Source organism: Bacteroides sp. AF25-38AC (assembly GCF_003602995.1).
GTDB classification, from domain to species: Bacteria; Bacteroidota; Bacteroidia; order Bacteroidales; family Bacteroidaceae; genus Bacteroides; species Bacteroides uniformis.
The window spans coordinates 101,331-113,916 of record NZ_QTMD01000006.1; the positions used below are offsets into that span (position 1 = coordinate 101,331).

8 protein-coding genes are annotated in these 12,586 nt (G+C 50.0%); 6 read left to right on the plus strand and 2 right to left on the minus strand.

The features are described 5' to 3' along the window. Nucleotides 1–9: 9 nt before the first annotated feature. Both DWY55_RS05940 and DWY55_RS05945 read right to left on the minus strand, forming a co-directional pair. A complete protein-coding gene (locus tag DWY55_RS05940; protein ID WP_005835299.1) occupies nt 10–1,752 on the minus strand; it encodes an ATP-dependent RecD-like DNA helicase in 1,743 nt (580 codons plus the stop codon). 12 nt (nt 1,753–1,764) lie between these two features. After that, nucleotides 1,765–2,565: a Cof-type HAD-IIB family hydrolase gene (locus DWY55_RS05945; RefSeq protein WP_005835301.1), complete on the minus strand. Its 801-nt coding sequence runs from the start codon at nt 2,563–2,565 to the stop codon at nt 1,765–1,767. 87 nt (nt 2,566–2,652) lie between these two features. On the opposite strand from DWY55_RS05945, the gene DWY55_RS05950 reads away from it, so the two are divergent. The 6 genes from DWY55_RS05950 to xyl3A all read left to right on the plus strand — a co-directional run bounded on the left by DWY55_RS05950 (nt 2,653) and on the right by xyl3A (nt 12,477). Next, nucleotides 2,653–3,546 carry a prenyltransferase gene (locus DWY55_RS05950; protein ID WP_008665553.1) on the plus strand — a complete coding sequence of 298 codons (894 nt, stop codon included), beginning with the start codon at nt 2,653–2,655 and terminating at the stop codon, nt 3,544–3,546. Beyond that, nucleotides 3,543–4,157, plus strand: coding sequence for a CPBP family intramembrane glutamic endopeptidase (locus DWY55_RS05955; protein ID WP_005823820.1), 615 nt, complete (start codon nt 3,543–3,545; stop codon nt 4,155–4,157). The genes DWY55_RS05950 and DWY55_RS05955 overlap by 4 nt, the downstream gene beginning before the upstream one ends. Before the next feature lie 229 nt (nt 4,158–4,386). Beyond that, nucleotides 4,387–5,556, plus strand: a complete 1,170-nt coding sequence (locus DWY55_RS05960; protein ID WP_117866231.1) for a MalY/PatB family protein — start codon at nt 4,387–4,389, stop codon at nt 5,554–5,556. Nucleotides 5,557–5,581: 25 nt separating this feature from the next. After that, nucleotides 5,582–7,216: a hypothetical protein gene (locus tag DWY55_RS05965; protein WP_117866232.1), complete on the plus strand. Its 1,635-nt coding sequence runs from the start codon at nt 5,582–5,584 to the stop codon at nt 7,214–7,216. A 172-nt stretch (nt 7,217–7,388) separates the two neighbouring features. Beyond that, nucleotides 7,389–9,794 (plus strand): TonB-dependent receptor domain-containing protein, encoded by a 2,406-nt coding sequence (locus tag DWY55_RS05970; RefSeq protein WP_117866233.1) that lies wholly within the window; start codon nt 7,389–7,391, stop codon nt 9,792–9,794. A gap of 88 nt (nt 9,795–9,882) precedes the next feature. Further along, nucleotides 9,883–12,477 (plus strand): xylan 1,4-beta-xylosidase, encoded by a 2,595-nt coding sequence (gene xyl3A / locus DWY55_RS05975; protein WP_057097280.1) that lies wholly within the window; start codon nt 9,883–9,885, stop codon nt 12,475–12,477. Nucleotides 12,478–12,586 lie beyond the last annotated feature (109 nt).

Sequence of the window (12,586 nt, forward strand, 5' to 3'; positions counted from 1 at the left end):
ACAAGCAATTCACCTTTTTAGCATCTCTTTCTCCAGTTTCTTTATCTTCTTCCAGGCCTCTTTGAATTTGGGACAGAGGGTGACGGCTTTCTCATAGTTTTTCATGGCCGCCTCCTTCATGTCATGCTTCAGGCATTCGTCACCCATAAGGATGTATTCGCGGGCATACTTCACGAGGGCTTTCTCTTTCTCCAATGCTGCTTGCTTCAGTGCACGGTTTTCCTCTTTCAGACGGTTGATGATGTTCAGCTTCCGGCGGATGAGGCGCTGCACGTTGGGCTTCTCGATGTCGTAGCGGGAATGGATGGCTTTGAAAAACTCATCCAGGAAAGTGCCGAAGTCCCCTTTGTCGAAGGCTTTGGCGGCGGCAACGTATTGAACGTCTGCCTGTGCTTGCTTCAAGGCACGGTCGATGGCGGTGCGGTTGTTGAAGCGTTCGGAGAAGCTGACAATCTCCGGACGCACGAATACATCGGCACGGCTGATGGGCTTTTTCAGCTGGATGCCTTCCAGCGAGGTGCAGCGGCTGAGGGCTACGTATGCCTGCCCACCGGCAAACACGCCGCCGGTAAAGTCGATGACTACCCGGCTGAAGGTCAGCCCTTGGCTCTTGTGGACGGTGATGGCCCATGCCAGGCGCACGGGATATTGTGTAAAGGTTCCCAGTTCTTCCTCTTCAATCTGTTTCTTTTCTTCGTTGTATTTGTAGCGGATGTTTCGCCACGACTCTCGTTTGACGTCACATTCCTTGCCGTCGTCGGTGATGACGTAGAGGGTCTCTTCAATAGGGTCGAAGCCGCTGATGACGCCGATGGTGCCGTTCACCCAGCGGCGGTCGAAGTCATTCTTGATGAAGATGATTTGTGCGCCCGGTTTCAGTACCAGTTCCTGCGAGGTGGGGAGGCTGCTTTCGGGAAAGTCTCCCATGATTTCGCCGTAGAAGGTGACCGGGTCACCGGGAAGTTCCGCCAGTTTCTTGTCGTTGATGTAGTCCACATTGTCACGGCGGGTGGCGAGGGTGATGTACATGTCGGCTTCCGATTGCTCTATTTGGGTGCCATAGCGGGTGTTGAGCAGCTGAAGTTCGGCAGAGCCGACGGTATTGTTGCGGATGTGGTCCAGCACATGGATGAACTTGCTGTCTGTTTGCCGGTATACTTTCTGCAGTTCGATGGAGACAAGGTCTATCTGGCCGAATACCCTGGCAGAGAAGAAATAAGGGGTAGGGTAGAATCGGTTCAGTATCTCCCGTTCATCTCCTTTGACGACGGGTTCCAACTGGAACACATCGCCCACCAATAATATCTGTTTGCCGCCGAAGGGTTCGCGCAGGTTGCGGGAATAGACGCGCAGGATGCGGTCTACGGCGTCGATGATGTCGGCGCGTACCATGGAAATCTCGTCGATGATGACCAGTTCCAGTTCTTCCAGTAGTTTGCGGTGGGGTTTGGTGTATTTGAAAAATTCGTGGATGCGTCCCCGTTGCAGACTGAAGTTCGGGTCATCGGGCAGCAGGGGGTAGAAGGGCAGTTTGAAGAAGCTGTGCAGGGTACTGCCTCCGGCATTGATGGCGGCTATTCCGGTAGGGGCAAGCACTACATGCTTTTTCTTCGTATTCGCGCAGATATATTTCAGGAAGGTCGATTTGCCCGTACCTGCTTTGCCCGTCAGGAATACGGACTGACGGGTATACTGAATGAGGTTCAAGGCATCTTGAAACTCTTTGTTTTGTGTATCGGGAACGAAGCTCAAAAGATTTCAGATTTATGATGGATTCCCGACTATGCCGAAATATTTCAGGGCGTTGGCGATGCCGTCTTCATCAACAGAAGTGGTTGTGTAGTTACTGGCAGCTTTTACGTCGTTATTGGCATTGCCCATGGCTACACCGATACCGGCATGGCGCAACATGCTGATGTCATTTCCTCCGTCGCCGAAGGCCATGGTCTCTTCCAGCTTGATGCCGAAGTGGCGGATAATCTGGTCGATACCGTTTTGCTTGGTGTTTCCTTTGGCTGTCACGTCTACGAAGGCAGGATGCCAGCGGCCCATCTCGCAGTGGGGGACGGAGGGCAGGATGATTGCTTCTTCCTCGGCGTTGATAAAGGGAGTCAGCTGGAAGAAGGCTTTGTCGGCATGGCTGTCGGTATAGGGCTTTGCTTCGATGGGGTCCACTTTCAATTGGTGATGGAAGATTTCCTCCACTACTTCGCCGGGCTGGTTCACGCAGATGTCGTGCTCTCCCACCAGGATGCATGGGATGTTGCGTTCGTGGCAGAAAGCTGTCAAGGCATCCACTTCCGCTGTCGGTATGGGGCTTTTGTAGATAACGGTGTCTTCTACAAAGCAATAGGCGCCGTTCATCGTGATGTAGCCGTCTATCAGATTCCGTTCCTGCAAGGCGGACAAGTTGTTGATGATGACGCGCGGACGTCCGGTAGAAATGAAGATATGTATGCCTTTGGCCTTGGCGGCAGTCAACGCTTCAATAGTGGAAACGGGAATTTCGTGGGTCTTGAAGCTGACCAAGGTTCCGTCGATGTCAAAAAACAGAGCTTTTATCATAAGGGGTTCTTTTATCTTGTGCGCGAAATTACTTAAAAAAGCGAAGATATTTCGTACTTTTGCGCACAAATAAATGATAAATAACAAATGAAGAAACATTCTTTGAAAGATTGGATGATAGCGGTGCGTCCGTGGTCATTCCCCGCCTCTTCGATGCCGGTGGTGGTGACGTTGGCATATCTGTATTGGATGCAGCAGGACATAAACTGGGTGAACGGCATCTGGGCATTGCTGAACATCGTCGTGTTTCACGCTGCCGGGAATACCTGGAGCGATTATTTTGACTATAAGCATAAGGTCGATGCAAGGGATACCTTTGGCGCCAAGACCTTGACCGACGGGATGTTTGCTCCGCGCGAGATATATGGCTTGTCGATGGCATTGCTGGCAGTTGCCCTTGTTGCGGGTGTCGGCCTGCTGTGGCGTACGGGGTTGCCGTTGCTGTACATCGGTATAGGCGGCGCGGCTTGCTCGTTGCTTTATCCGCCGCTCAAGTATCGTGCGTTGGGCGATGTCGTCATCTTTTTGGCGTATGCCTTGCTGCCGACGTTGGGTACCTGCTATGTGGCTACGGGAGTAGTTGACTGGAATGTCTTGTGGATAGCTCTGCCGGTGGGACTGATTACGGTGGCCATTCTGCATGCCAATAATACACGGGATATGCGTACCGATGCCCGTGCCGAGATTCAGACACTGGCCATGAAGCTGGGAGGAAAGGCGTCGATGTACGTTTATTGTGCCGAAGTCCTTTTCCCTTTTGGCTGGATAGCCGGCTTGATAGCTGCGGGAACTCTTCCTCTATGGACCCTGCTGGTGATGCCGGCACTGGTTCCTGCCATAGGCAATGTACGGGTGGTGTCCCGTTTTCCCGGAAAGGGAGAAAGTGCCATAGCCGGTCTGGATGAGATGACGGCAAAACTCCAGTTGTTGTTCAGTCTGCTGTTCACGTTGTCGTTCGTTGTAGCCGGTTTGCTGTCATGAAGAAGCTGATTTTTACCATTCTGCTGGCTGCCGTGCTGTGGACGGTCATGTTTTCGCCTTGGACGGCTCCTTTCGTGAATTTCTGGTGGATGATGACCGGTTCTGCGCTCACGCTGTCCGTGTTTGCCACCTTGTTCAATCCCGGCTGGTGGCGGGAGGTGAAGTGGAGCTTGCCGAATGTCTTGCTGGGAATTGGCATTGCTGTTGCTTTGTGGGGCGTTTTCTGGTTGGGAGACAAGGTGTCATCTTGGATGTTCGATTTTGCCCGTCCGCAGGTGGACTCCATTTATGGGATGAAAGAGGGAGAGTCTCCTTGGCTGTTGGCGGCATTGCTACTGTTGCTGATAGGGCCGGCGGAAGAGATTTTCTGGCGCGGCTATGTGCAACGCACGCTTTCCAAACGCTGGAATCCGAATGCGGGTTTTGTGGTGGCTACTTTGATTTATGCACTGGTGCATGCCGGTTCCTGCAACTTCATGCTGGTCATGGCGGCTCTGGTGGTGGGGGCGGCATGGGGGGCGCTTTACCGTTTCTTTCCGAACCGCTTTGCCGCTATTATCTTGTCTCATGCAGTGTGGGATGTGGCGGTATTTATATTTTTCCCGATATGATTATTATTTACAAAAATAAGGTGGCGGTAATGGATTGTATACTGAGCCCTATTCAGTCGTATACTGAACCTATTTCAGTATACGACTGAATAGGGCTCAGTATACGACAGAAATAGGATGTATTTATACATGTTGATAATCAGATAGTTGTAAATTCTCTTTCGGGCGGTATAAAAACAAGACAAATTGATGCGTTGAATTAGTGAAACTACAATAAAAAGACAAGCAAATGACTTACAATTTTGATGAAGTAATAGAGCGCCGTGGTACCGACTCCGTGAAATGGGACGGTGTGAAGAGTGTATGGGGACGCGATGACCTCCTCCCCATGTGGGTGGCGGATATGGATTTCCGCACGCCCCCGTTTGTGATGGAAGCCTTGCGGAAGCGTCTTGAACATGAAGTGCTGGGCTATACGTCTGCGTGTGAGGAATGGTATACTTCCATTTGTAGCTGGCTCAGTCGTCGCCACGGTTGGGACGTCACTCGCGAGATGCTGACTTTTGTACCCGGCATTGTCCGCGGTCAAGCCTTCGCATTGCAATGCTTCACCAATCCCGGCGACCGGGTAATGGTGATGACTCCCGTTTATCATCCCTTCTTCCTGGTGACGCAACGCATGAAGCGCGAAGTGGTTTACTCTCCGCTCGACCTGAAAGACGGACAGTATCAGATTGACTTTGAGCGTTTCCGTAAGGATATACAAGGATGCAAAGTATTGATTCTCTGCAATCCCCATAACCCGGGCGGGCGTGTATGGACGATGGACGAATTACGCCGGATTGCTGATATTTGTACGGAAAGCCATACGTTTGTCATCTCCGATGAAATTCATGCCGACTTGACTCTGCCACCTTACAAACACCATCCTTTTGCTACTGTTTCGGGGGCTGCCGCGCAGAATTCCCTCACCTTCATGGCACCCAGCAAAACATTCAATATGCCGGGATTGGGAAGTTCGTACGCCATTATCCTCAATGAGGACATCCGCCACCGTTTTCAGGAGTTCATGGAAGCGGGCGAGTTCAGCGAAGGGCACATGTTGGCCTATATCGGTGCGGCTGCTGCCTATATGCATGGTGAGGAATGGTTGGAACAGCTGCTGGACTATATAAAGGGCAATATCGATTTCACGGAGAACTACCTGCGCGAGCATATTCCGGGCATCGGCATGATACGTCCGCAAGCTTCTTACCTGATTTATCTGGACTGCCGGGGATTGGGGCTGACTCAGGAGGAACTGGTGAGATTATTTGTAGACCAGGCACACCTGGCGCTGAATGACGGTACCATGTTCGGTGAACCGGGCAAGGGATTTATGCGGCTGAATATCGGCTGCCCGCGTTCGGTGTTGGAGCAGGCGCTGAAGCAACTGGAAACTGCGGTTGCAGACAAATGATAGAAAAAACTATATCTCCTATATTATGAATAGATTACCTTTCCTTGGACTATTGTTTGCGTTGCTGTGCCTTGTTGCCTGCCGGCAGATGAATGAGGCACATCTGTTACATCTGGCAGAAAAGCAGGTGAATATGAATGTGGACAGCGTGTATGCCTTGCTGGTACAGATAGAGAGGCCATCGCAACTTTCGGATGAGGAGAGGCTGTTGTATGGATGGCTGAATGCTTATGTGCACTATAAGCGGCACAACTCGATGGCGGAAGATTCCTTGATATTGCCTGCTTCCGATTATTACGTCTTCCGCAACGACACGGCGAAGAATCTGTTTTCCTATCAGTTGAAAGCCTGGTACTGGTATTGGCTGAAAGAGCACGAACGGTGTATAGCTGCCATTGACAGCGGCGTAGCTTTGGCCAAGGCGCTGCAGGACACGGGAAGAATGGCTGATATGCTGATTGATAAGGCATACTGGTATGTGTATGTCTGGAAAGATTATGAGAAAGCGATAGAAACTTTCCGTACTGCCATAGCCTTGGATGCAAGAGCCGAAAGCTTCTTCTCTATGGGAATTGCCCTGGGGCTGAACAAGAATGATTCTGCACCTTACTACATGGAGCGTAGCATAGAACTGGCTGTGCAGGCAGGAGATACCAGTAAGATAGTGCATTATTTGCGTAACTATGCCCAGATGCAGGCTTACCTTTTTGATGAACCTTCCGGTGCGATAGCTACTATTCGTCGTATGGAGCAGTATGTCATCGATCCGGTGCAGTTGCGTATGGGAGATCTGGTGAAAGTGGAAGTGTTCTTGAAAGAAGGGCTGCTTGATTCGGCGGAATACTATTTGAATAAGGAGAGGAAACGTGGCGAGGGCCGGAACCGGTTTCTGACGGAAGAGAATATGGTGGCAGTATATAGGGCATTGATAGATTATACACGTCACCGTACGTTTGATGTGCTGGACGTGGCGCGCTATAATGATTCTGTTGCCAATGCTCTTGCTGCGCTGCAGAGTACCGTCCGGCGTAAGGACGAGTCGAAGGAGACGCTTTCGCAAGCCAACTTGATTCTGACGGTGGAACGGAAGCAGGCACAGTTGAATTTGTTGCTGGCACTGTTGGTACTGGTGCTTGCAGGTGGCGGTGTGTCCCTTTATGTCCGTAACCGGCGTAACCGGTTGATTGAAGCGGAAGAACGGGCGGAAACACTGACCCGGCTGTTGGAAGATGCGACCAAGAACCAGTCGAAGGAGGAAGACGGACAGTTTTTCCGGAAAATACTGTTGCAGCAATTAGGCATGATACGGCTGGTGGCTAAACAACCTACCTCGCAGAATCAGGAGCTGCTTCGCCGCATTTCGGGTATTACCAGCCATGAACTGCCGGTAGAGAGTTTGCTGGTATGGGAGGACTTGTACCCTATCATAGACCGGATGTATGATAATTTCTACACAAAGATGGACAGCCGTTTTGGAGATGTGCTCATTGACAAAGAAAAGCAGCTTTGCTGCCTGCTCTGTGCGGACTTCTCGACGAAGGAGATTAGTGTGGTGACACAACAAAGCATTCCTACCATTTACCAGCGAAAGACGAATATCCGCAAGAAACTGGGGATGGGGGAGAAGGAAGGCATTGTAGAGTTTATAGGCAGCATATAGACCGGAAAAGGCATAATATAGACTTTTGTAAAATTAAAGTGTTGATATGTAGTGATTTGTAGTCTTGGGGTATAGACTTTTTATTCCCCGATATAGACCGTTTGAGGCATGTTTTACCCCTATCTTTGTTTCAGCGAAATACAAAGAGTAAAACATTGAAATCAAACGCATAATGAAAGAAAATCTACTGAACAACGTTAGAAAAAGAGTGATGGTATGGATGGCCTTGGCAAGTATGGCCACTTTCCTTTCCGCCCAGACTTACCGGCTTTCCGGTTGTGTGCAGGACGAGAACCGCCAACCGGTAGAGGTGGCGAATGTGCTGCTGAAGCAGGCAAAAGACAGTACCTATATTACCGGTATGCTGACCGACACACAAGGTTGTTTTTCCTTTGACCAGCCACTGGGAGAATACTTGTTGCATATTACCCTTATCGGCAGCGAAGACCTCTACGTTCCCGTTGTGCTGCAAGGAAACAAAAACGTTGGCGAATTGACATTGAAATCTTCTTCCGCCTTGCTGGACGAAGTGACCGTTACGGCCGCGCGTCCCGTTATCAAGCGTCTGGTGGATAGGGTAGTGTTCGATGCACATAATACCATAGCCTCTGCCGGAGGCAGTGCACTCGACCTTCTGCGTGAAGTGCCCGGTCTGCAGGTTGGACAAAACAGTATTGGTATTATAGGTAAAGGGGGTATCAAGGTTTATATCAACGACCGTGAGACGAAGCTGTCGGGAGATGAACTGATAGATTACCTCCGTTCCTATGACGCCTCCCAGATACTGAAGGTGGAGGTGATTACCACGCCTCCGTCCAAGTACGATGCCGCCGGAAATGCAGGCATCATCAATATCCGCTTGAAGTCACGTCCCAAAGATTACGTGGGTGGTACGGCTTCCGCTTCCTACAGCGCTGGTGAAAAGGACAATTACGGATATGGCGGGGTAAGCCTGAATCTCAGCAAGGGGCGCGTGTCATCCTTCCTCAACGGGGGTACTACGCAGGGCAACTATGAGACGTGTGAGAAGAATTACCGCTATTTTCCGCAGAACACCTGGAACAGCCGTGCCGACTACACCAATTACATGAATAGCTTCTACCTTCAGGGAGGTGTGGACGTATCGTTGGAACGGGACTGGACTGTAGGTATGCAGGCCATCTATAATCACAGTGCTCCCAAACCGGGCAACGCCCTTTCATGGACGGAAGTTTACGATGCCTCTACCGCCGTATTGGATTCTTTGCTGTACTCCAACAGTGACAAGGATACCAGTTCCGACCGCCTCAATCTGAATTTTCATACCGATAAGGTCTGGGATGACAAAGGCAAGAAAATGACTTGGGATGTGGATTACCTGCGTGACAACCGGGACGAAAATATGGGCTTTCTCTCGAAAACCCTCCTGCCTGACGGTACGGAGATTCCGGGCACAAACTTCGATTACAACTATCTGCAACATCGCAAGGTAGATGTAGTCTCCTCCGCTCTTGATTTCATCCTTCCTTTTGAAAAGTACAAGATAACGGCAGGTGCCAAGGTCTCCTTTACCAACACTCGCAACGGTATCAATTACGATACGTCGGACCCTACGCTGGTGCAGGATGATTATTTCCGTTACAAGGAGCAAATCTATGCCTTATATGCTGATTATAGCCGTGAATTTTCCGAACGTTTTTCCATGCAGTTGGGCTTGCGTATGGAGCACACCCGCACTACCGGTATTTCCGAAGCGAAGGATACGGAGGACAAGCACGACTATACGCGCTTATTCCCTACTGTCTATCTGCTTTATTCGCCTACTGACGGGCATGCGCTGAACTTCAGTTTCTCCAACCGCATCTCCCGTCCGTCACAGAATATGGTCAATCCTTTTCCGTTCTATCAGAACAAGTACACTTACGCTTGTGGTCGTGAAGACTTGAAACCTAGTTATACTTACAATGTCGAGCTGGGATATACGTTGAAGAATAACTTCAATGTTTCTGCCTATTATTCTTATTCGGACGATGTATTCTTCCAGGTTGTGGACTTGGATGCCGAAACGAATGTGACCTCTTTTCTCTGGGAGAATTTCATGCAGACGCATGCTTTCGGGCTTAACAATTCGTACACTTTCCGTACCAAATGGCTGCAAGCTTACGCCCAGCATGGAGTGAGCTATCGCCGGACCACCTCCAGCGCTGCCACCACCTCTCCCGAGGAGAAAGGGTGGGCTTATGACGCCAGTCTGCGCAACACTTTCTTCTTCAATGAAAAGAAGACTCTTCTGGCTACGTTGTCCGGTTCCTATTCTTCCCGTCAGTATCAGGGCATCTATCTGATGAGCCCCACTTACAGTATCAGTGCAGGTATGCTTTACCGGTTGTTGGACAATAAGCTCAGCCTCAGCCTGAATGTCAACAATTTGTTTGTCAGCCATTCCAAATTGGAAACCATGTCCAACAGGCTGAAGATAATTGCCGACAATCAGTTTGCCTTTACCAGTTTCCATATCGGTGTATCCTATACTTTCGGTGGTGATATACGTAGCAAGGGTCAGCGGAACAGTAACGAGGATATTCAGAGGAGGCTATAATAAGAAGTTTATTGCGTGTTGGCAATTGGAAGAAAATATTTATCTTTGTGATACAAGCGATTGTAACAACGATTAATATAAAACCATGATGAAACAGAAACTTCTTTGCCTTTTGCCATTCTTCCTATTGTCGGGATGTGGACAGGCTACTTACAAAAATGCATCTCTGCCGGCAGAAGAGCGTGCCGGACTTTTGCTGAAGGAACTGACGCTCGAAGAGAAGGTGTCCTTGATGATGGACAGTTCCAAACCAGTGGAACGTCTGGGCATCAAGCCCTATAACTGGTGGAATGAAGCGTTGCATGGAGTGGCGCGTGCCGGGCTGGCCACAGTGTTTCCCCAACCGATTGGTATGGCGGCATCCTTCTCGCCGGAGACTGTATACGAGGTATTTACTGCTGTTTCTGATGAGGCCCGTGCCAAGAATGCCTACTATACATCCCAGGAAAGCCATGAACGCTATCAAGGATTGACGATGTGGACTCCTACAGTGAATATCTATCGCGACCCCCGCTGGGGAAGGGGTATAGAGACTTATGGGGAAGACCCTTATCTGACCAGCCGTATGGGTGTGATGGTTGTAAAAGGTTTGCAGGGTACGAACGATGGAAAATATGACAAGCTGCATGCTTGTGCCAAGCACTTTGCCGTACACTCCGGTCCGGAATGGAACCGCCATGAGTTTAATGCGGAAAATATCAAGCCCCGTGATTTGTATGAAACTTATCTTCCTCCTTTCGAGGCTTTGGTGAAAGAAGGAAAAGTGAAGGAGGTGATGTGTGCCTACAACCGTTTTGAGGGCGATCCTTGCTGCGGTAGCGACCGCCTACTGATGCAGATTTTGCGCGATGAGTGGGGATTTGACGGTATTGTCCTTTCGGACTGTGGAGCTATTGCCGATTTTTACAGAGACTATGGTCATAAGACGCATCCTGATGCAGAGTCCGCTTCGGCAGTTGCGGTGCTGAGTGGAACTGACTTGGAGTGCGGTTCGAGTTACGAGGCCCTGGTAGAAGCGGTGAAGCAGGGAAAGATTGATGAAAAAGCAGTGGATGTAGCAGTCAAGCGTCTTTTGACGGCTCGCTTTGCCTTGGGTGAAATGGACGAGCCGGAGAAGGTGTCCTGGACTGGCATTCCTTTTTCTGTGGTGGCTTCTGCCGGACACGATTCTCTGGCGCTCGACATGGCGCGCAAGTCAATGACACTGCTTATGAACAAGGATAATACCTTGCCGTTGAAGCGTGGAGGGCTGACTATAGCCGTGATGGGTCCGAATGCCAATGATTCTGTGATGCAGTGGGGAAATTATAACGGTATGCCTCCGCACACAGTTACCATTCTGGACGGAATTAGAAAAGCTTTGGGGAGTGATGATCGGCTTATTTATGAACAAGGCTGCGGATGGGTGGAGAGAGCTCAGATACAGAGCGTCTTCAACCGTTGCAAGACTGCCGACGGGAAACCCGGATTTACTGCACGCTACTGGAATAACGTGACTCGTGACGGTGAGCCAGTCACTACTGCCCAAGTGACCACTCCTTTCCATTTCTGTACATCCGGTGCCACGGTTTTTGCTCCGGGTGTGAACCTTACCGACTTCTCGGCTACCTACAACAGCGTATTCACTCCCGACCAGTCGGGAGAGGTGGTCTTTGACATCTATGCTTATGGCTCAGGGAGATTGCGGATAAATGGGGAGGAAGTGAGAGGATTCTCCAATCAGCACGGTGGGCAGAAGAGTGCTTATACTTTGCAGGTACAAGCAGGAAAAACGTATGACGTTGAATTGGATTTTGAATATTTCCGTAGCGATGCACAGCTGAACTTTGACCTTGGATTTAAGAATGAAGTGGATGTGAGGAAATCTGTGGAGCGTGTAAAGGATGCTGATGTCGTGGTCTTTGTGGGAGGAGTCTCTCCGAACCTCGAAGGCGAGGAGATGGGTGTTGAGCTTCCCGGATTCAGAGGAGGCGACCGTACTGATATTGAGTTGCCTGCTGTCCAGCGGGAACTGATTGCCGCTTTGCACCATGCCGGTAAAAAGGTGGTGTTGGTGAACTGTTCAGGTTCTCCTATCGGCTTGGAGCCGGAAACCGGGAGGTGTGGAGCTATCCTGCAGGCATGGTATCCCGGTCAGGCAGGCGGTACGGCTGTAGCTGAAGTCTTGTTCGGTGATTACAATCCGGCAGGACGCTTGCCGGTAACCTTCTACCGTAATGTGTCACAGCTTCCAGATTTTGAGGATTATAATATGACGGGCCGGACTTACCGTTACATGACCCAGGAACCGCTTTTCCCCTTCGGTCATGGATTGAGCTATACCTCTTTCAGCTATGGCGCTGTGGTGCTTGGTTCGGATAATATAAAGTCCGGTGAGAAATTGAGATTGAGTGTCCCCGTAACCAATACCGGCAAATGTGACGGTGAAGAGGTTGTGCAGGTCTATTTGAAGAAAAACGATGATGTCGAAGGACCGAGCAAGGCATTGCGTGCTTTCAAGCGGGTACATATCCCGGCAGGAAAGACGGTCGATGTAGAGTTTGATTTGGGTGATAAAGAGTTGGTGTGGTGGAATCCGCAAAGCAATGCCATGTGCGTTTCCGAAGGCAGCTATGAACTGATGGTGGGCGGTAGCTCGCAAACTGCTGATTTGCTGCGCCGGTCTTTTGTCATTCAGTCTTGATACATCACTGACAGAGTCAAAAAAAGTTTTCCGCTTGAGGGTGAGTTATGACCCTCAAGCGGAATTTTTATATACTGGGAATACATGTTCTTAATAATCCTTAATACTA